At 55.7% G+C, this 22,804-nt stretch carries 19 protein-coding genes; 10 read left to right on the top strand and 9 right to left on the bottom strand.

The features are described 5' to 3' along the window. Nucleotides 1-52: 52 nt before the first annotated feature. From SJY10_RS15215 to SJY10_RS15185, 7 genes are all read right to left on the bottom strand, one after another. Nucleotides 53-1,198: a phage major capsid protein gene (locus SJY10_RS15215; RefSeq protein ID WP_386684172.1), complete on the bottom strand. Its 1,146-nt coding sequence runs from the start codon at nt 1,196-1,198 to the stop codon at nt 53-55. Nucleotides 1,199-1,202: 4 nt separating this feature from the next. Continuing rightward, nucleotides 1,203-1,832 carry an HK97 family phage prohead protease gene (locus SJY10_RS15210; protein ID WP_386684169.1) on the bottom strand — a complete coding sequence of 210 codons (630 nt, stop codon included), beginning with the start codon at nt 1,830-1,832 and terminating at the stop codon, nt 1,203-1,205. Nucleotides 1,833-2,225: 393 nt separating this feature from the next. Continuing rightward, complete coding sequence (locus SJY10_RS15205) at nt 2,226-2,717, bottom strand: hypothetical protein (protein ID WP_386684166.1); 492 nt, start codon at nt 2,715-2,717, stop codon at nt 2,226-2,228. Then, nucleotides 2,714-3,193 carry a hypothetical protein gene (locus SJY10_RS15200; RefSeq protein ID WP_386684164.1) on the bottom strand — a complete coding sequence of 160 codons (480 nt, stop codon included), beginning with the start codon at nt 3,191-3,193 and terminating at the stop codon, nt 2,714-2,716. The genes SJY10_RS15205 and SJY10_RS15200 overlap by 4 nt, the downstream gene beginning before the upstream one ends. Beyond that, the gene (locus SJY10_RS15195; protein WP_386684161.1) at nt 3,190-4,452 is read right to left on the bottom strand and encodes an AAA family ATPase; all 1,263 of its coding nucleotides are present in this window, start codon (nt 4,450-4,452) and stop codon (nt 3,190-3,192) included. The genes SJY10_RS15200 and SJY10_RS15195 overlap by 4 nt, the downstream gene beginning before the upstream one ends. Further along, nucleotides 4,449-4,832: a hypothetical protein gene (locus SJY10_RS15190; RefSeq protein WP_386684158.1), complete on the bottom strand. Its 384-nt coding sequence runs from the start codon at nt 4,830-4,832 to the stop codon at nt 4,449-4,451. Before SJY10_RS15190 ends, SJY10_RS15195 begins: the two co-directional genes overlap by 4 nt. Beyond that, nucleotides 4,829-5,140, bottom strand: coding sequence for a hypothetical protein (locus tag SJY10_RS15185; RefSeq protein WP_386684156.1), 312 nt, complete (start codon nt 5,138-5,140; stop codon nt 4,829-4,831). Before SJY10_RS15185 ends, SJY10_RS15190 begins: the two co-directional genes overlap by 4 nt. 155 nt (nt 5,141-5,295) lie before the next feature. Here SJY10_RS15185 and SJY10_RS15180 point away from each other — a divergent pair, with 155 nt between their 5' ends. From SJY10_RS15180 to SJY10_RS15170, 3 genes are all read left to right on the top strand, one after another. Continuing rightward, a complete protein-coding gene (locus SJY10_RS15180; RefSeq protein WP_386684153.1) occupies nt 5,296-6,837 on the top strand; it encodes a TniQ family protein in 1,542 nt (513 codons plus the stop codon). 1,377 nt (nt 6,838-8,214) lie between these two features. Then, on the top strand, nt 8,215-9,255 hold the full coding sequence (locus SJY10_RS15175; RefSeq protein WP_386684151.1) for a toll/interleukin-1 receptor domain-containing protein: 1,041 nt from the start codon (nt 8,215-8,217) through the stop codon (nt 9,253-9,255). 260 nt (nt 9,256-9,515) lie between these two features. Continuing rightward, entirely contained in the window at nt 9,516-10,364 is an 849-nt protein-coding gene (locus SJY10_RS15170) for a hypothetical protein (protein ID WP_386684149.1), read from the top strand. Nucleotides 10,365-10,991: 627 nt separating this feature from the next. Here the strand turns inward: SJY10_RS15170 and SJY10_RS15165 are convergent. After that, on the bottom strand, nt 10,992-12,383 hold the full coding sequence (locus SJY10_RS15165) for a hypothetical protein (protein WP_386684147.1): 1,392 nt from the start codon (nt 12,381-12,383) through the stop codon (nt 10,992-10,994). A gap of 423 nt (nt 12,384-12,806) precedes the next feature. Further along, entirely contained in the window at nt 12,807-13,412 is a 606-nt protein-coding gene (locus SJY10_RS15160) for a helix-turn-helix domain-containing protein (protein ID WP_386684144.1), read from the bottom strand. 237 nt (nt 13,413-13,649) lie between these two features. Here SJY10_RS15160 and SJY10_RS15155 point away from each other — a divergent pair, with 237 nt between their 5' ends. From SJY10_RS15155 to SJY10_RS15125, 7 genes are all read left to right on the top strand, one after another. Next, nucleotides 13,650-13,892: a transcriptional regulator gene (locus SJY10_RS15155; protein WP_386684142.1), complete on the top strand. Its 243-nt coding sequence runs from the start codon at nt 13,650-13,652 to the stop codon at nt 13,890-13,892. A gap of 199 nt (nt 13,893-14,091) precedes the next feature. After that, the gene (locus SJY10_RS15150; protein WP_386684140.1) at nt 14,092-14,784 is read left to right on the top strand and encodes a TnsA endonuclease N-terminal domain-containing protein; all 693 of its coding nucleotides are present in this window, start codon (nt 14,092-14,094) and stop codon (nt 14,782-14,784) included. Between the two features lie 38 nt (nt 14,785-14,822). Beyond that, nucleotides 14,823-16,943, top strand: a complete 2,121-nt coding sequence (locus tag SJY10_RS15145) for a hypothetical protein (protein WP_386684138.1) — start codon at nt 14,823-14,825, stop codon at nt 16,941-16,943. Beyond that, entirely contained in the window at nt 16,924-17,892 is a 969-nt protein-coding gene (locus SJY10_RS15140) for an ATP-binding protein (RefSeq protein WP_386684136.1), read from the top strand. The genes SJY10_RS15145 and SJY10_RS15140 overlap by 20 nt, the downstream gene beginning before the upstream one ends. Beyond that, a complete protein-coding gene (locus SJY10_RS15135; protein ID WP_386684134.1) occupies nt 17,870-19,735 on the top strand; it encodes a TniQ family protein in 1,866 nt (621 codons plus the stop codon). The genes SJY10_RS15140 and SJY10_RS15135 overlap by 23 nt, the downstream gene beginning before the upstream one ends. Before the next feature lie 421 nt (nt 19,736-20,156). Then, nucleotides 20,157-21,605, top strand: a complete 1,449-nt coding sequence (locus SJY10_RS15130) for an N-6 DNA methylase (protein WP_386684132.1) — start codon at nt 20,157-20,159, stop codon at nt 21,603-21,605. Further along, nucleotides 21,602-22,804, top strand: a complete 1,203-nt coding sequence (locus SJY10_RS15125) for a restriction endonuclease subunit S (RefSeq protein ID WP_386684129.1) — start codon at nt 21,602-21,604, stop codon at nt 22,802-22,804. Before SJY10_RS15130 ends, SJY10_RS15125 begins: the two co-directional genes overlap by 4 nt.

Genomic DNA, 22,804 nt, shown 5'->3' with positions numbered 1-22,804 from the left:
CCCCTACAGTGTGAACGGTGGCGACATCAGCGCCGCCACCGATCGGTCAGATTTAGGCCACGTTGCCAAAGTCGCCGTATGCCAGCGCGTCGGACTTCTTCACCGCCAATGCGATGCGCTCCTCTGCCCGGATCGTCACAAGGTTGCGGGTGAAGTCGTCATTCACGTAGCCAACCTCGACGCGCGGTTGCCAGCGGTCGTAAAGGGTTGCCGCTTCCGAAAAGCTGCCGACAAGAAACTTGTCGACCGGCATTGCCTTTGTGGGGATGACCGGCAAGCCAAACAGGCTCGGGACGACATCGCTTTGCGGATTGCCCAGGATATAGCGGCCATCAGCGTCTTTCAGCATCCGCATGCGCCACCAATCGGACGGGTGAATGATGATGCCGTCCGGCGCGTGATCTGCCAAGCCGACTTGAAGGATCGCGCTGCCGATCATGTCGATCATGTCCGGATCAGTTGCTGCCAGAGGGTCAGCAAAGGCCGCAGCGTTCGGCACAAGGCCCGTCAGGTTTGCCCCGGTGCCGTCACCAAACAGAAGCTGCGCCTCCTCGGCCAGCACCAGACCATAGCGCAATTCGCTGTCGATCAGGCCTTGGATCTGCGGTGCATCGGAAAGGATCTGAACGGACGCCTTGACCCAATGCGCGATGACCCGCGTGGGAATGTTCTTCAATTCCCATTCATAGTTGCTTTCAGGTTTCACGCCGCCTTCTGCAACGGTCGAAGGATTGTTATTGCGGGTCGTTTGGTCGGCATATTCGACCGTTCCGCTTTCCGTCTGAATGACTTGCAACAGCGACCGAACCATCATGCGCCGTTTAGGCAAGCCGACCGTCGCATCGCGCATAGGAACGTCGATAGCGCCGCCAGAGGATGCACTCGTGGTCAGATTGGCCTTCACGTCCATCTGAACCTTGCCGCCGTTGGAACGGGAAAGGTCGGACAGTTCAGACGTTTTCTTGCCGATAAATTCGCGGCCCCAGGACTGCATAGGCTCACCGCCAAAGGCGCGTTGATTGGCCGCAATCTTGAGTGATTTCACTTCGTCGAACATTTTCTCGCCCTCTTCATCGGCCTTTGCGATGTGGCCTTCCATCTTGCTAAGTCGCTGTTCAATGCCGCCAATGGACTTCGCGGCGTTCAGCAGTTCCTGGGTGGCTTCTGCCACGTCGATGTCGTGTGTTTGGTTTGTCATTGCCTTAGACTTTCCATTTTGCGGCATGCTGAATTGCAAGTGCCGCCGATTTCAGTTCAGTGATGTCGGGGGATTCTTTGGACAGCGCGGCCCAGCCGCCTTTGACGACTAGTTCCGCCGCCGCTTTTGACAGGCCGATGTCGCGCAATGCCGCTTTCAGTTCACTGCGGCTCTCAAACGATTTGACCTCTGTCACGCCTGCCCTGTCAGCGGCAGGAACGGTCACGATGCTAATTTCTTTGAGCGTCACCTCTGTCAGCATCCGAACGCCACCGGGCAATCGCTTCTGGCCTGTCGGTGATACCATGTAGCCGATGGACATACCTTTGATGTCGCCAGCCTTAAGGTGCGCGAAGGCATTGCGGCCTTCAGGCGTATCTAGGTTCAGCTGACCTTTGACCATCAAGCCTGCCGGGGTTTCAGTGAAGGTGTGCCAATGCCCGATGACCTGTGAATGGTCGTGCTGCCAAAGCATCGGGATCGTATCCGCGCCACGCAGAGAAGCGGCAAAGGCCCCCGGCGCGACGACATCGCCGTGGTTGTCAGGATCGCCGCCATACGGTGAAGCCAAGCCCGTGATCGAACCTGTGTTGCCGCTGGAAAACTTCGTGCTGATTTGGAGTGTGTCGTGCATGTTTACCCCGTCAAAATACGTTCAGAACAGCCAAGGCCGCTCGTGTGTCGCATCCGCCCAGCAAGCGCCGGTGGGGTAATACGTTTGTCCCGGCAATCGCCGGTAACGTCTGCATATTTGCATCTGAATTGCTCATTGTCAACCTAACTGTTCATTTGCGAACGAACCGCTGCCAATATCGTGCTGGTGTCGCGGTCTAATTCGGGTTTTCTGGTGATCTGGTCGATGCGCCCGCATCGTTTTCTGCGCTATTTTGCAGATATTTGCGGGCGACTGTGGTGCTTGCGTGCGCATTCGCACCCGTACCCCCTGTTTCAGCCCCATAAAAGTGTGAAAGAACTGGGCAGCGGGTGAACGGATAGGCAGGCCCTGCTTAATAAACCCACCGGGGTGTCAGTGCGCCGTGCTGTCGTCGGTCGGCTCGATCATTGCCATCGCGCCAGCGTCTAGCAGGTCAGCATATGTTCGCAGCAACGTCGCCGCCTTGAACGATCCTGCTTCGCGCACCGATGCCACGCTTGCCGCCGTCAGCAGCTTTTCGATCACCATTGCCATCGTGGCACCATCGGTCAGCATCTGTTCCATCGTGGCTAGGATGGCCTTGGTGCATCCCGCTCTGATCTCGTCCTCTGTCGGCTCGTGATATGGCTGATCGTCAGGGTCTGGCTTGCCCAGGTAGTCGAAGGCCCCGGCCTCTACGTGCGCAATCATGTAGTGCATCATCGAAGCCGTCTTATCCGCCCCGATGTCCATGCATGCCTGCGCTGCCGCGAAGGTGAACATGCGGTCCACGATCAACGTCATGTCGTTGGTGCGCTGCATCATGTGCGCGACTGCCTGTTCAATGGTCAGATCGCAGAATTGGGATTGGTTCATATTGGTCATTGTGTCGTTCCCTTTGTTTGCTTGTGAGCTTCAGCTGGTGTTGGAAGCTGGTTGCGCTTGGCAATTCGATGAGTCAGGCAAGTTGAAAATCGAACGGAGGTAATCAAAATGTTTAGGAAACCAGCAACACGTAATGCAGTCGTTGCATTCGTCTTTATGTGCGCCTTAGGCGGCTCGTTTTTCTTCATGATGAGCGTTGGCTTGCTGAACGCACTAGGCTTCGACGTCGAAGGAATAGCGGGAAATCCACTTTTCCATCTGATAGCTACAGTCGTTGCTGCATGGGTCATGGCAAAGAAGGAGGCACTACCCAACGTGTCATGACAGCAGATTTGCCCCACCACCTCGCGGTTAAGGTGTGCCGCCCCACCACCACCCACCGCCCCCGTAGGGGGTGGTGGTGGTGTGGCACCTTTTTGGGGTGTGTTTGCCCCACCTTGCCCCACCATGTTTTTAGGGGTGGTGTGGCAGGTCATTCGGTGGCCCATTCGCCTACCTCTAGGCATGGCCGCTTCATGCGTTTTTTATCTTCGTGCATGACCTTCACCAGCGCCCCGGCCTTGATCCATGTTTCGATGATCTTCTTGATCCGCTTCCGGTCTGTCGTGGTGTCCATGCCCAGAACGTCAGCCACAATCACGCCCGCCCAATCATCGCCTGCTTGATCGGAATAGCGGGGATACTTGCCCTCGATTGCGTTCTGCACCGCCAGCAGGTCTTTGACTGTCATGCCGTCGAAGGTGTCCGGCCATGTCCAAGGCTCGGCCACGCCCACGTCGTCGCCGTTTGCAAGCTGCACCGATGCCATGTGCCGCCACTGTCGCGCCCCGGCTGGCGCTAGGTTCGCTTTGTCGCGGGTGACTGCGAAGTATGTGGAAAGGTCGTCGGCAGGGATGCCCGCAGACTCGCGCTCGTCCTTCGTCATGCGGTTTAAGACGCGGCCCGACCGTGCAGCCGACAAAAGCGCGGATGCCCCTCTAGCGGCCTCTGTGGTGGCCTCGTCGCCGTTCGTTTTGCGGGTGTGGTGGACAAGCTCGATTGCGCAGTTGCACTCGTCGGCCAGCTTGGCCCATTTTTTCGCCACAAGGTCGATTGCGCCGTTGTCGTTTTCGCCAACTTGGTGCGACGACACGAAAGGATCGACCACTAGAACGTCGATCTTGCGGCCCCTGATTTGCCGCGCCAGATCGTCAAAGACGGGTTCGATGATGTGCGCCCCGTCGCGGGTTTGTATCGCCGTGCAAAGCGGCCTGTCGCGCCCGCTGTCGATGTGCAGACGGTCGCCTAGATTGTTTCCGCCGATGCCGTGAAGTTGCATAGCTGCCGCAATGCGCCGTTCGAGTTCGTCGCGGGGATCTTCTAAGTTGAACAGCCAGACCGACTTAGGCCCGCCGTGGACGTGATCGCCCAACAGGTCGCGGCCAGTAACCATTGCCAGCCCTTCGACAATCGACAAGGACGACTTGCCAAGGCCACCGGGTGCAACCGTCACCGATGCCTGCCCCCGCAATAGGTGACGGCCATAGACCCACGGACGCGGCGGGATTTGCGCCGGGTCGCGCCAAACATAGGTCGTCGGCAAAAGCGTCTTGTCGGGATCGGCCATGCGGGGAAAGGTCGCCATGTGCGCCCGGTCCATATCGGCCAGGTGGTCGAAGCTATCCATATTGTGCGGCGGGTAATCGAAGGTTGAAGGATCGCGGCGGGGTAAGCTGCCGCCATGTTGAAAGGTCATGCCGCGGCCCTCTTTTGAATGAAGTTAATGAAGGCGGTTTGTCGTGCCGGTGCCATGCGGTTAAAACTGGCCAGCGCATAGGCGTCCAGTTCGGCAGGCTCGGCCATGTCGGCCCAAAAAACCGCCTGATCCATGTGATTGAAAAGCGGTGCACCTGGCATGCCAGCCCCGCCGACAAACGCCCCGGCCACCGCTGCGGCGTTGTCAGCGTCCATCGACCGCAGCGACATATAGGCCAGCATCCCGCGTTCGCGCTCGTCCAGCCGCGCCCGCAGGATGACAGGCAAGCCCTGCCATGCGTCGGGGTTTTCCAGCGTCAGCGCGTAGCAGATTGACGTGGCAACGGACTGATAGGCCGGGTGCATATGATTGAGGCTCATGCCAGCGCCCCCCGCATGCTGGCGAAGGTCTGGAAAGAGTTACTGGCCCGGTCCCAAACGAACAAACCCGTTGCCCGCGACCGCTGCTTGTGGCAGTGTTGCTTTAGAAGGTCCGCACCTTTCGAATGTTTGAGCGCCGTTCCCTTGCCAGAGGGTGCGGCGTTTTTCGTTTTCGGCGGCGGAACCGGGTCAGAAAGTTGGAAGTGCGCACCATAACCCATTGAGCGGGCAGGGGCTGCAATAGTTGGAAGTTCTGGCGTATCGGCTTGGAATGACTGGCTTTCCGCCAATCCTCCCCAGTCCGCCATTTTTATCTTTGTCAGTTGCCAGACAAAACCGACTTTTGTGACAGATAGCTGACCCAAAAGCCGAACCTTCCAGATATTAGAGCGTCGTTGCCCAGTGGGGTTTACGATCGTAAGGTCAGGCCAGTCCTGTCTTTATCCGATTGCGGAAGAACCGTTTGGCCAAAAGCCTCCCTGCCACCTCCGGAACGAACTTTCCGCGTTTGCCGCTGACGGTGTCGCATGCTGGGTTCGAGCCGGCATCCTCCTTGCTATCGCGGCTTGCGGCCAGGAATGGTGCCCGCTCCATGTTGCAGTTTTGCGGTGACATTGCTTTTCCCGTCGATCCTCTCTTTCGTGGTGAAAAGGTTGCCATCGAGCAATTGGCCCAGCTGGCCGGGTGCGATGCGGCCGCATTGGGAAGAGTGTCCATCCGTTATCTAAGCAATGGCCACTTCCGCCTGCGGGATGAATTTGCCTCCCTTCAAAGTTTTCAGCGCGCTCGCGTGCGAGTTTGTCCGGAATGTGTCAGGGCAGAGGTTCCATCCGCAGCCGAGGCATGGCGCTTATCACGTCGCCTCCACTGGAAATTCTCGTCGATCAGAAGCTGCGCGGATCACGAATGCATGCTCGTGTGCCTCCCCGCCGAAAAATTCTACAAGGATGCCAAAGATTTTGCAGCGCAGCTCCGGAAGTATCACGGCTGGATTCTGGACCAGCCAGTGGCCCAAGCGAACTGCAGCGCTTTCGAGCTGTACCTGACCAACCGCATTCTGAGCGGGCGCGGCGAGCGATGGTTCGACCGACTGGAACTCAATGTGGCGTCCCGCGCGTGTGAAGTGCTGGGCCTAAGAATTGCGAAAGGGCCACTCGCTGCGCTGAAGGGGCATAGCGAGTCAGAATGGATGAGTTATGGCGCTCAGGGCTACGACATTTTGAAAGATGGCCCCTCGGCCCTTTCTGACTGCCTTGCCGCGATGGCCCGTGAAGACGGGTTGGATAGTAGATTCTTCGGTCGGCTCTTCGGGCCTTGGATGGCATGGCTGAAAAGTCGGGGTCTCGGTGATGAGTTCGAGCCCCTGCGTGACGTCGTGCGACGGCACGTATTCAGCAACTTCTCCGTCAGAAAAGGTGTGCTCGTTCTTGGGGTGGCTTCGGATGGAATCGCTTCCTTGAACGAACAACAGTCACTCTCGCTGGAGGGGTATGCCAAGCGTAACGCAGAAGATCTGGTCTCACGTGGCCTCGCAGAGCGTGACGCAGCTGGCGATATCATTCCAATGAGCTTCGTGACCCGAAAAATGCTCGACGCCTACGAGCGCGAAAAGATGTCCTTCCGAGCCGCAGGGTCTTCATCTCGCAATGCTGCAGATGAAGAGAATGCGCAATGCGGGAGCCTTATTTCCGTCAGCGAGGCTGCTCGGAGGCTACGAGTCACAGCTAAAACCGTCGCGTATATGGTTCAGCACGGATTGCTGTGCGGCCTGGCTGCATCTGGTCGTTATCGTCGAGGGACGACCGTAGTCACGGCCAATAGCCTCAAGCAGTTCCAAGAGACCTTCATATCCTTAGGTGAGCTGGCCGCCGTCACACAGCGCCCACAGGGGGCACTTTCGATGAAGCTTAGAAATGCTGGCGTAGCTCTGTTGGCGATGCCCCATGAACTAAGCCGGGTCTACTGGCGGGAGGATGTAAGTTCCGTCGAATTCAGAGAGGAATGACGCTTTCGGCCCATTGCAGACGGTCGGGCGAGCAGCGATGCCGCTATGCGGCACTCTGCCAAGCAGCCGCCCAACGCAAGAAGCAGCATTCCGAGTGCAGCCAACACGAGACGGATACTTCGCGTGAGCGTCCTGACACATTCTATCCGGGCAGGCTTAAGCCACCGGCCTGCTATTTTCTTAGCGTGCCAGACACCGTGGCTAGGTCACGGCATCATGTCCGACCGAAATGCGCAGGCGGCCTACTCCCCGGGTCGCCTTCCTGTTCGTCAGAGCATCTGTGAAATGGACCAGCCTAACCAGACGTCTGTTCGCCTTGCGTGAGCTGTTATTTTTTCGACCGCATAGGCGCGCTCATGGCGCTGGTCGTATGCTACCGCGGACCCCGTCGCATGCCCAAACCTGTTGCTTAAACCGATCAAACGCGCAAAGCTCACGCATTATATTTACTTCCCGCCGAATAAGGGTTGGAGCCAACACCATAGCGGTCGCGGGCGTTGCATTCCCGAGGGTGAACAGCACCGCACCCCGTGTAGCATTGAAGAATTGGGGGCTTAGATAATGAGAATGAATTTGGTCTGTTTGGCCGGGGCTATTGCTTTGGCTGGCTGCGACTACACTCCGCCAGCTCAAGAAACCGCAGAGGGCAGCGGTGTCGGTGGGACGGGACAAATTTCTTTCACCCATGAAGATCTCGGAAATCGAAAACATATGGTCGCTGTCACTGCGGCGCCAGGCATTGCCGAGACTGAAGGGTCAATTGGACAGCGCATCCACCAATTTGCTATGAGGTTCGCTGCTCAGGAGTGCCCACAAACGTTCGCCTTTATCGACGACCCTAATATGACGCAGGATCGGGGAGCGGGATTTATGAAGCGAACGCGAACTTATGTTTTCATCTGCCAATAACCTTTACGTTATCTGCGCCCCCACGTTACTGTGGGGTAGGATTCTCGCTGAGAAAGCGGCGAGGAGGAGAAAGCTCGAGGTCGATACTCGATCAGCGCCACCGCTGGGGCCAAGCCATCTCCTTACAGCATCAGTAAGTCGCGGACGGCCCTAAGCGGTCGGTCGAAGCTTGAGCGGCGCTGCGGTGCAGCTTCCCCATACCGGACGTTGGTGCTTGATGCAGCGAAATCAGGAAGGTAAAGTCCGTAGTGTCGAACGGAACCGGCTTTCGCTGCGAATGCATCGAAGTTCGCTACCTGTATCAGCCGCGAACGTTAATGTTTTCGCCTGCGTCTCAGGCGTAGAAGTTTCGGGTGCTATTGGTTATGGGCATGGAAGGGGACAAACGTTCGCACGAGCGAAGCAACCATAGTTTTTGATCCGAACCGAAAAAATTTACGCCTTAAGTCAATACAAGCGATCACAAGAATGACTGATATTTTCATTAGCCATGCTACCAAAGACAAACATCTTGCCGAGAAACTGGTCGACCTTCTAAAAGAAGGCATCGGCGTTCCGAATGAGGCAATCTTTTGCAGCTCGCTTGACGGTCACGGCATCCCCTTCGGCGAAGACTTCAACGCGTATATGAAAGAGCAGATCCAAGAACCTAAACTGGTCCTGCTTCTCATGACCCCCGCCTATATGGAGAGCTGGTTCTGTTTGATGGAAGTTGGCGCGGCTTGGTCACAATCTCACCGCTCCTTGGCCATTGTGGTGCCACCAATTAAATTTAGTGTGGTAACGAGCACACTTGGTCTAAAGCAGGCATGGGACATCACGCACCATCCCGGTCTGATAGATCTACGTAAGATGGTTCAGGACTCGGGGATCATTCTCGAAACCCGCTCAGAGCACACTTGGGACAAAAAACGCACAGATTGGAAATCCGCGCTCAAACAAGCCTTAAAGAAGCTAGTTGGACCCTCTACAGTTTCGGCTGACACGTATCAAGAAGTGCTTGAGCGCATCATAGAACAGGAAGATGAGATCGGCACCCTGCAGGAGCTCTTGGAGGACGAAAAGAAAAAGGTCGCAGCCCTCATCGAAGCAAAGGATGCGGATGCGGTCGAGACTATTCTGTCTGGGTTTCAAGGCAGTGATGATCTTCAAGCCCAGTTTGAGGTCCTCTTGGAAGCGGTCGTGGATGCCCGGCCGAAGCAAATTTCGGACGCCGTTTTTAAACATGTCATCATGGATCACTATGACAAAGCAGCTGCCATCAACTGGTATCGAGCCGACAAGGAGGACTTTGAGGAGGCGATCAAGCGCGGCGTTCTATCTGCCGAAGAAGGCACGCCAGTCGACTGGAACCGAAGCAAACTCAACAAGCTCGAGAAGGCGCTGAAAGCTCTGGATCACTTTCTCGACTTTCATCCCGATTTCGATCTTCGCGCAATCAAGAAAGACGATGACATCCCCATTGAAGCCGATGATCTCGAATTCTGGGAATACCACCTTGATAATTAACGGTGGGGGCACCTGCCTATTCACTCGTGATCGTCAAAGCGGTCATTCCTGCGCGATGTCGCGCCCGGATCCCACGACTCGAAGCGGACATGCGGCGCTGCGGCTGGGCGCGCACGGGCCCTTAGGGTGCGTCGTCGGTCGCGGTCCATTGCTGCAGTTGGATTAACCTTTGAACGGTGCATTGCGGCGTTCGAAATGCGGACCACATGAAATTGGCATACCTTTCATGCCAAGTATGATTTTTGCCACATATGGGGACCATGATCACCAAGCTTCGAAGAAATAGCCCGATCGCGGCGCAGGGAAAGAGGTATCCATTTCAGGTCTCGATCGTGGCTTGGGGGGACCTACTCGGTTATGGAGGCAGGATCGCTGAGGCAGCATTCAATCCGCTGGACGAACGCGCAAAGGCAAGCGTCAGTCGAATGCGGGAGTTTCATCGCATTGTTGCAGAACATAGCAACCGGCATTTTCCTACCCTTGTCATAAATGACGGTGTAGCGGCCTTCCGTGATCTGTCCTTGCGCAGCCGTTCCGTCGGCCATGATTTCTTGGAAAAAAGCTGGGAATTATTCAACGCGGTCAACGCAGCTGAAGTAGAACGTGGTGATCCTGGCATTAGAATGGTCGTTGCCTGTGGATTTCGAATGAGAGGTAGAAAAGCCAAATTCGAAAGTAATCATGACAAGGTGAACTCCATCCTTCGCCGTTTCCGTGAAGGACAACTGACGGCAGAACAAGCGATACAGGAAGCATCAACTGCAAGACCATCATTTGACGTCGTGCCCCAACTTCAGGCAAACTTTGCTTTCACGAAAGCATATGTTGCCGAAAGCTCAGGAAGCGCCGGTGGGCTTCCGGGTCGAAGCTTTTATTTAGATACCGCCTTACTCTCGGATCCTACCTGCGAGTGGCCAAGCGGTGGAGATGGGATTCTATGGAGAGACAACGTTCTTGGGTTGGATACGGTATTCAGGAAAGTCGTGAATTTTCCAAAGGTAAAGCATCCTGAAGGCGGAGCGTCTGAGTTGAGGACGGGTCTTGAAGTCGCCCAATTCCTCGCTGGCGATCTCGATGTCTTGAAAGCGTTAAGGTCGTCGCAGAAGTAGGAATACGGCCGAGGGTGTGTGAAAACGGTCTGGGGGCAGATCTTGTAGAATAATATTCTGTCCTATTGGAATTCTTCTCAGATCGTTCCAATCTGGCCCGCAACAGACAGTGATGGAGGGAAACGGTTCTCGAGCATCGCACAGATTTTGAGTTTTCACACACCCTCGGCCCATTGCTGCCGTTCGCCAAGGAGTTCGGGTGCTGCGGTGCGGCCCGGCGAATCTGCCATTCGCTGCATCTGCAAACTGCCCCTGACCGAGTTCGGAGTGCTGGCCTTGTCTGCCGATAGGTCGTGGCGTTCCAGCTTAATGAACAGAGAACTGGTGTGCCTGCGAATGTCGACACGTGAAGAAGCCGCTGGAAGGCATGGCGGTTCGTCAACGTCGAGCGTGACGGGACCCGACCACGAAATGCAGAGGGCTGACCTTCACGCCACAGCACGTAGGCCCGTCAATCAATCCTACACAACTGGGCGCAACGACTTTTCGATTTCACCGCCGCACCAGTCATTGCCGAAGCGCACGCGGCTCTCCTCGGCCTGCTTGCAGCTATTCAAGGTCATCCAGCGAACCAAGGCGAATTAGCCCGGCCGCGCGGCCCTAGTCTGGGCTTGGGAATTTGTAGTCTTAGAAGAGCATAAGCCCTAAGCCAACCAAAGATGCCAAAGTCGTCAGAATGGTTACCGACTTAAAGGCAGTGCTATCATGGAGATTGTTAATAAGCTCTGGTGATCTTCTTAGTGCAATTAGTATCCGTGCAGAACGCCCGAGAACGCGCACTGCTTCGTCTTGCCCAAGTATTATAGCATCGGCCCTTGTCACCCCCGGCAGACGAGGAGGCGCGGCTCGCATTTCCTCCGTCAGGAACAGAATGTCCTCATGCATCTCTTCTCGGAGGTCTCCCTCGGTAATCGCTTCCAAAACGGGAGCAGCTTCAGCGATTTGATTCAAGGCGTCGGGAGAAAGTTCGCGCAACGCCTGTTCGCGCAATATACGTCGGTTTGTAGCTACAACGGGGTCGGTCGCTCGAATTGCCTGCGCGCCCTCCTGCAAAGCAGAGAGAAGGGCCTGGTTTTCATCCGACGGCGGCAACTCTCCCGAGCCGATTTGGATCGTTAGACTATGATGGACAGTAGTCAGGTCCATCTCGACCCGCTGGGGATCGTTTGCGTATCGTTCCAGTGTCCGCCGCAACTTCCGAATGTCTAAAGAACCGGCATTCAAGCCATTCGATTGTTTTTCCAGAACATCTTCTATAGTGTCAGCTATCTGCGCCAGTGTTGCAGTGAATAGATCTGGCTTGGATACTTCCTTGTATTGGACGCTGAAAATGCCGCTTTCGGGGTCCTGGACCAAATCTTCTGCTAACGGCATCAAGCGGCTCAGCCGCTCAGCATCATCCTCAGAAACTGCCCTTGGCTCTTCTTCTTCGCCATACCAGTCGCGTCCGGGTTTGGGCGTCCAGTCCCATATCCCAGCCTCTTCAGTGATGTCCGATGCAACTTTCTCGATGAACTCAAACGGGAACTCTTCTGCAAAACCATCCTGCAGGGCGTCGAGCGCAGTTTCCGGTCCACCATAAATCCATTGGTAACCGCCTTCTCTGGAGTTGTATGGCAGGGAATTCGCAGGGTCCTCGTAGTTCTCGTAAAACCACTCCTTCATTTCATCCGCAGCCGCAACCCTATCAAAAGGCTCAGGTTCATCTTCCTGATCATCGAGTTCAGCGTCTGGGTCGTCAGGTTCATGTTCAACACTGATAGTAAAATCCTGAACCAGATCGTGTCCATTTAGGTGACTTGTCGGATCACCAAATGAACCTGCCGGATACTCAGGTATTTCCCACCGAAGATCACCCAAGCCGTCTCGGCTTGTTTCTGCGGCCCAGAGACGCTCAGGTCCCATACCGCGCTCATGCCCTGAGACAACTTCCCAATTCAGTTCATCCGAATCGAACTCGAAGAGTTGGCCAGTCTCCGAATGGCGCACCTTGGCCGTTCCCTCTGTCTTAATATGCATTGTTCAAACGCGTCCTTAGTCCCTGACTCGGTGGCTGCCTCGATTGTTACAACAAAGATTTGTAAACCGTAGAGAACTCAACCCAATTCTGGCCGGCGTGACATGCAGAGATTCGGTTGTTTTGTCTCAGCGCCCCTTGCATAGTAAAAGCTGTCGCAGGCGGCTGAACTCCGAAGATGTCTACCGCCCGGTTCGCTGAAGACTGGGCAATCAAGTCCGGATCAGGTCGGTCGAAAGGTCAGCTTCCCGTGAAGCGCGGACATTGATGCTCTGCGCAGCGAATGGCGGCTCACCGCCCTTCGTAACAGACCAGGCTTCAGCTGTGCTGCGACGATGACGAGCGTCCGCCCCGATGTCCTAAGAGCTTCGGTTCGCCGCACCGCCGTCAGTCCGCTTTCCGCCCTTCCAAACCATCATGCCCCTTTAGGATGTACCATGCGCCTTGATGTTTCTGAAAACGTGCTGTGCGGCTTTCAACAGGGGCAGGTCTGTGACGACAGATGAGAATAGAAGCACAATCAAAATGAAGGAGGCGACAAACATCCAATCAATTCCGTTAATTTCAAACCCGAAGGGAAGACCGAACGCCAATGCGATGTTTTCCGCCGCGAAATACATTGTCGCGCTGGCAAAAGTGTTATCGCGGATCTTCAGCAAGATCTGTCCAAGGGCAGAATACTGCTGCTTCCGATGGTCCTGACTCTCTCTGCGCATTGTTCTCCAGAACCCTTCATCGTTTGCCGAATGCGACTGAGTTCCTGGCGAGATGTCGGTGTCTGAAAAACCCAGCTCGGCGGCTATTTGATTACTGGCGAGTGGATCGTTCTTGAACGCTTGGATGACCGCGATCCTTGTAACGAGAGGAAGCTCCCGTTCTCCACGCTCGTAGCGGCGGAGTGCACGGTCTGACAAACCGATGACCGCGGCGAATTGCGGTTGGCTCATTCCTGTCGACGTGCGAAGTGCCAACAAATTGGCCGCACCTAGCCGCCGAGCAATCGATTCGTATTGTTTATCTGACTTCGTCAAATCCGATGATCCAATGACTGAGCTTTCTAGAGGCGACTCAGGAACCTTACCTGAGAGAGCGTGTCAGAGGTCAAGAAAACAAAGTGACTGGACCAAATGGTCCGCGCGGACCAATTGGTCCAGCTATTTTTTTATTCTGGGACAATGGTTTGTAAGGTTGACCACGTCGGCTGGAGTTCCTTAGCTGAAATGTGAATCCGGCTCATTTCGCACCCTTGGAACTTGGAGATCGCCCCGATGCGCACCCCGACAAAGGCAAATCTGGACGCCCATGAGCGTCTGAAAGCGGAACTCAGGATTCAGGGTACATCACTGGCGCAGATATCGCGTGAGCTTGGGGTTAGCGACTCTGCGCTGACATTGGTCGGCAAGCGGATGTGCCGATCTCAGCGCATTGAAGAAGCCTTGGCCTTGGCCGTGGGCGCATCGCCGGAGGATCTGTTCCCCGACTTCCAAAGGGAAGGAGCAATCATGCCCTAGAAAAGCAAAAGGCCTCGGAGTTGCAGCTCCAGAGGCCCTTCAGGTGTATCAAGTTGAAGCCAGATACACCTCATTCATGATCCAACTTTCGACCCCGGTCAAGCGTGCAGTGGATTCTGTGGGCCGGGGCCTCGTGTCTCAATGAAAGAGGAACCCGCTGCACTGAGAGGCTAGCCTCGGGTGCTGGGGATAGCAGCTAATGTATGATGATAATTTCGGGGGACCTTATGTTCCGCCGGAGCGAACCCGTGCGACCCGGATGTTCCCGGCGCGATCACGCGCGAGCGGACGCGGGTTCGTGGTCGCAAAACTACGTGCTAGTGCGGCTTGGCGGCAGCTCATCTTTGAAAGTGACCTTGAGCGGAAGTGTCTCTTGGTGCTGCTGTCGCAGAGAGCTGTCGTCAATATTTGGGATCAGCCTCCGCAGATCACCTATCGAAACCATGGGGGAAAATCCGCGTTTCACACCTTCGATTTTCTTGTCACTTTGGAAGACGGAAACAAGATCGCGATCGCCGTCAAGCCGGGTGCGCTGGCCGAGCGAAATAAGTTCGACCGAGAGTTCGCGCTGATCAAGGTGCAGACCTCGAAGCAGTTCGCGGACGATGCGCTACTCGTCACGGACAGTAGCTTTTCCGCGGCGGAAGTGCGCAATGCAGAGCTGCTTCATATGTTCCGGCAGGCCGAGGATGTCGAAGCCGATGCGATGGTTCAGCAGATACTCCGAGGCATGAACCGTAAAACGTCTCTGGGGCAGGTCGTCGCAGCGACCGGCTTGCAGGGCCGCGCATTTCGGGCGGGGTTCAAGGCGATCTTCTATGGGATCGCCTTGACGGACCTGTCTCTTCCGGTGACCGAAGCGAGCATTTTGTCGATGCCGGAGGTCCGGTGATGACAGTAAGACTTCGCATAAGCAAATCGGATGCAGTGATGGCAGGCGGCACCGTACATGTGGTCTGCGCTGTCTCGGATAGTACGCTGGAGCTGCGTCCCTTGGACGGCAGCTCGGATCTCCTCTGCTTTAGCCATGATGACATCAAATGCATGCTCGATGAATGCAAGGCGTCTATTGAGTACGGATACTTCTCCAATGCCGAAGCTGCTCGTCGAGCTCTGGCGGGAAGCTCACTTGTCAGTCGAATGGGCGCCGCCGAGAAAGCCCAGATTTTTCGCAAGAAGCTTTTCGTGGACTGCTATCTCGAAGCGGAGAAAGATGGCGAGGTAACTCGCTCCAACGACTCGTGCGTCGCATTCCTCCCTGAATTGGAAAAACGCGTCGAGGCCAAAATCCTGGAGAACATACGGCTTGGCCAAGATGGGACAGAGCTCGGAAAGCTACTCTCCATGAAGCATCCGGGTCGGACAGCCCTCATGGCCTGGGTGCGGGAGTGGCAGAAAACCCATGATCCCATGTGCTTGGCTAAGAAAAGCCGCTTCAACGGTGCTAACGCCAAGCGGCTTTCTTCTCAGGTCGAGAATGTCCTGCAGACGGCGATTAAGACCTATCTACACCCTAATCGGGTCAACGTTCGTCACGTGGCTGACGAGGCAAATCGGGCCATTCGTGAGTTGAACAAATCGCTCGTGCTCAATGATCAGATCCCAGTGCGGGAAGTGTCTGAGAGAACCGTTTACCGGAGAATTGAAGGTTTAGATCAGTTCGAAACCTGTGCGGCTCGGGAGGGTGCGGCAAAGGCCAAGAACAAGTTCGGTCCATATGGTCAGGGCCTTGAAATTGAAGCCCCGTTGCAACGCATAGAGATGGACGAATGGCAGATCGATCTCCTTGCGTACTTGGAAGGCGCGGGGGTCGATGTGAGCGATCCCAAGTTCGACGAACTTCGAACTGGGCGCTTCTGGATGTGCGTAGCTATCGATGCTGCAACACGTGTGATCTTGGCAATCAAGGTCGCAAGGACGCCCAATGTCGAGGCGGCATTGGCAACCCTGTGGTTGGCCATGCGGAACAAGAGTGAGATTTCAAGACAGCTCGGGTGCAAGAAGGCTTGGAGTCAGCACGGCCACATTTTCAACGTGGTCGTGGATAACGGGTCTTCCTTCGTTAACCCGGACTTCAAAGCCGCCCTATCGGACCTCGGGATCGGATATGAAGTATTGCCAGCAGGCGTGCCGAAGTTGCGGTCGCGCATCGAGCGCGTCTTCCGAACTTTGGGCACCATGCTCATGCCATTTCTGACGGGTCGAACGTTTGGCAACACACAAGAACGTGGCGACTACCCGGCCGATCAGTATGTATTACATACTGCGGACAGCATTGTGGAACTCATGGTGCGCTTCGTCGTCGACGCTTACCATCACCGTCCGCATCGCGGCTTAGAGTATGCTACACCCGCGGATGCCTGGGATCGGTTGATGGGGCTGTACGGATATAGCCCTGCCAAGTCGCCCCATGCTCTGCGCCATTTCCTTGGTATTCCTCTGCAACGCCAGCTTGGTCGGCACGGCGTACTTGTCTGCGGCATAGCCTACACCAGTCGCGATCTTGCCGCCTTTTTCCAGCGTCGCGGTGCGCAACAGATCGATCTGCGCATGGATCCCGAAGACATGGGATGTTTGTCCGTCTGGTTCGACGATGCATGGCATACGATCCCCGCAGGCTTACAGAATGCGCGCGGTGTGTCTCTTGCTGTATGGGAAGCGACCATCCGCGATCTGCGCCGATCAAACAAGGCCGCGGCGCGTCTCCATATCGAGATTGTCGATGCAGCACTCGAGCGTATCAAGCAGATCGACGATCACCAGCGTGCATGGCGTCAGATCGGTCCTCTAACCGTATCTGCGAAGGACATTCGCCGGGCAGAGCACGAGAGCTTCTTTGGCCTGAGTTTCGGCACTGTTCCGGGCGAGGCGGTCGAGGAAAATCCGTCCGTAGGCACGGCAAGCCTGACAGGCGCTCTCTCCGAAACTGCAGCGTCCAAGGAGCACGCCGATGAGGGTGAGCCTTCCGTCAGTGATGCCTCTGACCAACCCTCTCTTTCTGTCGATCCCCAACCCGAATGGAGGTTCAGCGATGAAGATGAACAAGGATAACCCTGAAGTCCGCCAGATCATTCAAGACATTCGGTCCGCATATGTCCCGACAATGGCCTACGATCGTCTTGATAACTATTTTGACCAGCTTCTCGAACAGCGCCGCGCGGACCTCGACGAGGGCATCGTATCCGACCTTAGGGGGATCGTCCTCGTAGGCCGGTCAGGGGCGGGGAAGACGACGGCGATCCAGGAGTTGAGACGGAGATATCGGAACCGACTGGTCTGTGACGGCCCGGACGGCATCAACGAAATTGTGGGCCTCAAGGTGCCATCGCCAGCTACGATGAAGTTCGTGGCCACGGCGGCGCTCCATGCGGCGGGTTACCCGCTTGTCCGTGATCGGTCGGCGGCTGTTATATGGGGACTCGTGAAACAGCAGTTCAAGTTGCGAAAAACTCTCTTCATGCACATGGACGAGGCGCAGGATTTGGCTCAGCATCAGACCGACAAGGAGCGGCAGGCTATCGTCAATACGCTCAAATCCCTGATGGAGAACAGTCAGTGGCCGGTCGGTCTGCTTCTGACTGGCATGCCCGGCCTCAAGTCGATCATCAATCAGGATGCGCAGTTGGCACGTCGTATGTATCCGATAGAGATCGAGCGCCTGTCGCAGCACGCGGGGCAGGATCATGTCCTTGGCCTCGTGGCGCGCTACTGTGACAGAGCGAAGGTGCCGCGCGATGAGGACGTGAGAACGACCCAGTTCGCGTCGAGGCTGATGCACGCGGCAGACTATGAGTTTGGCCTTTTGGCACAGTTCATCGTCGAAGCACTGACGCGCGCACTGCGCTCTGACGGCTTGGGAGCAGAGCTTTCCAAGCGCCATTTCGCAGAGGTCTACTTCATGCGGACTGCGGCCATACCGGGACTTAACCCGTTTCTCGCTGAGGATTTCATCCGGATCAATCCAAGGCAATGTTTTGATGACGGGAGCGATGATGAGTGATGCTGAAACGCCTGAGCGGAAACTTGGGCTGACCGTTGCTCCCTTTGTCGGAGAGGTTCCCGCAAGTATTGTCTCGCGGATCGCGGCGAGAAACGGGATTTCTCCGCGGGACATTTGCTCAGATTTCGGATTGAGCTGGCCGTTTCTTTGCTCGGGCTATCCGGACCAGTTGTCTGAACTTGCCGATGTTGCAGGGCTCGACCGAGCGAACTTGACACGATGGAACCCTGAAAAGATCGGGATCGGACGCTACCGCGTCGGGCACACCCGAAGCAGTACTGGCATCTTTCGCCGCACGGCAACACGGGTCTGTCCGGTCTGTATCGAAGAGGCGCTAGAAAAGACCGGGCGTCATGGTGCCCACCAGCTTCTGGAGTGGAACGTCATGTGTCTGCACGGCTGCGTCTATCACAAGGCGCCTCTGGTTGAGCTCCCTCGTGCTGGAACTTCGCACGAAACCTACGACGTCGTCGCCCAGACTGCCCGGCACCGCGACGTTGTGAAAAAGGCCGCAGATGTGGATCCGACATATGCTCCTACCGCATTCGAGGCGTATGTGAGGAACAGGATCAACCATGGACCGCAGGTCGATTGGCTAGGCGAGTTAGAGCTCAGTCAATTGCACGGCGCTTGCTTGAGCCTTGGTGCCGCTATTTGTGGATCGTCCCTTTCAAGTCCTGCGAATGTCGACCCGGATCTTGAACGTGAGTTCTGCGTCGAGGGGCTACGCGTTCTCTCCGCTGGACCAGACAGCCTGACGGTCTGCATGGAGGAGTTGAAATCTCGACCCGGTGCTCGACGATCTTATTTCTCGACAGACCTGGGGGCATTTTATGTTTGGCTGCGGGCAGCGGATGGTGACGCAGAGGTCCAGTCCATCGTCGATAGCGTACATGCGTTTGCAGTACGGAACTATACGATGAAACCCAAGAAACGCGTCTTGGGCAGACCGGTACCAGCCGTTAAACGCATGTCGTTCGAAACCGCCCGTGAACAGTCGGGGCTAAGTGTAGGTTTTCTCAAACGGCTGATCCGTCACGTTGATAATCTCTCTGAGGCACAATCCTCGGGGCTGAAGGAAACAACGCCTGAGCAGTTATCCAAGGCGATCAACTTCTGGGGTGGGTTGAGAAATCTCGAATCTACGGCAGTAGCGTTGAACGTGCATGGGACGCAGGTGAAAGGGCTGATTGAAAATGGAATACTGCGATCGATCCGGTTCGGAACCGCGCTGCGTTATGTCTTTGCTGAGGATGTGAATAGGCTTTTGGCAGAAGCGGTTGCCTTGCCTGAACTGCCCGATGTCGGGGTTTTCCTTCCGCTCCGCGATCATTGCCAAAATCAGCGCGTCGGACTGGTTCGTCTGATCACCCTTTGGCAGGAGGGCAAGGTTGGCGGTTTTGTCCGAGGGGCAGGTACGGTAGGACTTCAGGCGATTTATGTGCCGCAAGATGTGGACGTTGGCGTGCGCGAAACCCCGACCGCTACGCAAGACCTCACGCCGCTGGAAGCCGCAGCCTACCTAAAAATTGGCGTCGGAGCCATTCGAGCCCTTAGGGATGCGGGGTATCTTGGTCACGCCAAACGCCTCAACGCAGATACCAATCATTGTCACTCGCTGATAACCCAATCCAGTATTTTGGAATTTGAAGCGCGTTTCCTGACGCTTGGACAGCTTGCGACATCGGAGCGGGTTGCCCCGATACATTTGGCGCGGCGACTGGATAGGGAAGGGGTTCCGACAGTCACCTGCCCTGGCCGACACGTTCGTGCCTACGAGCGATCGCATGTTGCAGCGCTTACGGTTGTCGCAAGGAGCATCAGTGATGAATATGGCCGTTGAGCGCTGGAAGTCTCAGCTGGTACGGCTGGCTGAATTGGATGTGTTGTCTGATATCTGCAATGATCACCTGAGGACGATGTTGTTTCGCGAACACCACCGTTTGAAAGCTCCGTGGGGCGGGCGATTCGTTAGCCTGCGCCAAACGGCGTAAACACCAATCGGACTCCGGTCGCGGCTTGTCAAAGTTCAGTGGGAAGTCACTCCGAACTTCGTACTTGTATATGACAGGTGCCTCATACCTACCGTAATCAAATGATCGTCGGTTTTTCGACTTTAGCCGATGATCTTGCCGCTTGGTGAACGCCGATGTTGGCTTCAAAAGGCACCCCATAATCCTCGATAATAGACCTGCCTGCGGGTCGCGGCCTCTTGCAGCGGCCCCCGACTGGTGGGACGATACGCCCATAATTGGAGAAGTAGTTTGTACGAAAACGCGTTTAATAAAATCGAGCGGGATCTCAGGTCCGAAGAAGGCATTGCAAACGAGCTGGACTATGTCGAGCAAACGTCTTGGGTGCTTTTCCTGAAATATCTCGATGACCTTGAAAACGAACGCAAAGATCGCGCTGAATTAAACGGTGACGACTACACTCCGATCATCGGCGGTGCCTTCCGGTGGGACAAATGGGCGGCGCCCAAAGTTGATGGAAAGTTTGACCACAACACCGCCCGCATTGGCGATGATTTGATTGCGTTCGTGGATAAGGACCTGTTTCCCTATCTGGCGTCATTCCGTCAGTCCGCCACCGGTGCCGACACAATCCAATACAAGATCGGTGAGGTCTTTACCGAACTGCGTAACAAGTTCCGCTCGGGCTATGTCCTGCGTGATGTGCTAGAGGCCGTGGACGGCTTGGCCTTCAATACCCAAGCTGAACGGCACGAACTGTCGCAACTGTACGAAACCCGCATCCGCCGTATGGGCAATGCTGGCCGGAACGGGGGCGAATACTATACGCCACGCCCGTTGATCCGCGCGATGATCAGCGTCACTGACCCCAAAATTGGTGAGACCATCTATGATGGCGCGGTCGGCTCTGCGGGCTTTCTTTGCGAAGCCTATGACCATATGCGTACCGACAACCTGTCGGCCTCGGACTTTGAGACCCTGCAAACCAAAACCTTCTATGGGCAGGAAAAGAAGGGGCTCGCCTATGTGATCGGGATCATGAACATGGTCCTGCACGGGATCGAGGCGCCTAACCTTATCCACTCCAACACGCTCAATGAAAACGTGATGGATATTCAGGAAAAGGACCGCCACGACGTCATCCTTGCCAATCCCCCCTTTGGCGGCGGCGAGCGGCGCGAGGTTCAGCAAAACTTTCCGATCCGCACGGGTGAGACGGCCTATCTGTTCCTGCAACACTTTATCCGCAAGCTGCGGGCCGGTGGGCGTGCGGCTGTCGTCATCAAGAACACCTTCCTCAGCAACACCGACAATGCCAGCGTCGCGCTGCGCAAGGAGCTGCTGCAGGCGGCGGAACTGCACACCATCCTCGATTGCCCGCAAGGCACGTTTCAGGGGGCAGGGGTCAAGACCGTCGTGCTGTTCTTTGAAAAGGGTGCGCCGACGCGGGATATCTGGTTTTACCAACTCGATCCGGGGCGCAGCATGGGTAAGACCAACCCGCTGAACGATGCCGATCTGGCCGAGTTCGTTGAATTGCAGCGCACCCGCTCCAACGGACCGAAAAGCTGGATCGTCAACCGCGCCGATCTGGACGAGGATACGTATGACTTGTCGGTCAAGAACCCCAATGCGCCCGAGACCGAGGCATTGCGTAGCCCTGAAGCCATTATTGCCGACATGTTGGCGCGGGATGCCGAGACGGCGGAAATTCTAGAGAATATTCGGGGGATGCTGTGAAGGCGGGCTGGAATATTAAACCGCTCGGTGATGTCTGTTCGGTCACTAACGGCGGAACCCCAAAATCGTCGGTTGCATCTTACTGGGGCGGCGACGTGAACTGGCTCACCCCAAAAGACATGGGAAAGATGGATGGCCGCAATATAGGGAAAACCCCTCGTACAATTTCGGACGAGGGCCTTGCTAGCTGTTCAGCAAGGCTGGTTCCGTCAAACTCGGTGATTATGTCAACCCGCGCGCCTATTGGTCATTTGGCTATCAACGATGTTCCGATGGCATTCAATCAGGGGTGCCGAGGGATGGTGCCGGGGAATAATCTGGACTCGATTTACCTCTTTTATTTCCTATCCATGAATAGAGAAGCTTTGAATGATTTAGGGACCGGCGCTACATTCAAAGAGCTATCATCCGCCCCGTTGAAAGCCTTTCCAATCCCCCTCCCGCCGCTCGAAGAACAACAGCGGATTGTTGCGGTTCTGGACGAGGCCTTCGAGGGTCTGGCTCGCGCCCGCGCTCACGCCGAAGCCAACCTCCAAAACGCGCAGGAGTTGTTGGCCGTTGTTCTCGACAAGATTTTTGCCTCTGATGATCCAAGCTGGAAAGCTGAGGCATTGTCAGAGCTATGCATGATTGGTGATGGCAACCATTCCAGCAAATACCCTAAAAAATCAGAAATGGTGGCTGACGGAGTACCCTTCCTGCGGTCCAGCAATATACAAAACGGGGCAATTGATAGAAATGAGATGCTCTACATCTCAGATGCCAAGCATGCTGAGCTTAAGAAGGGTCACTTGAAAGGTGGCGATGTTCTTTTCACCAATCGCGGGGAGATCGGCAAGGTTGCGATCGTTCCTGAAGATTTGGAAGGTGCCAACTTGAACTCCCAAGTTGCTTGGCTGCGATGCGGCGAACAAATTGATTGTCGGTTTCTGTTCTTCTTCCTGCAGTCCGGACGAATGAAGCGGTTCTACCTAGACACGCAATCCGGCGCCGCCTTGCAACAATTCACCATAAAAATGCTAAAGGCCGTGTCAGTGAGTTTCCCGCCCCGCGATAGCCAGAAGGCCGCGGTCCACCGAATTGATCAAATGCAGAAAAATGTTTCTGTGCTCGAATCGAGCTATCAAGCATTGTTGCAAGACATTACCGACCTTCGCCAATCCATTTTGCATAGAGCCTTCGCAGGCGAATTGACGTGA

Source organism: Loktanella sp. R86503, from assembly GCF_042466455.1.
Lineage (GTDB): Bacteria > Pseudomonadota > Alphaproteobacteria > Rhodobacterales > Rhodobacteraceae > Loktanella.
This window is presented reverse-complemented; position numbering and strand designations above follow the sequence as displayed.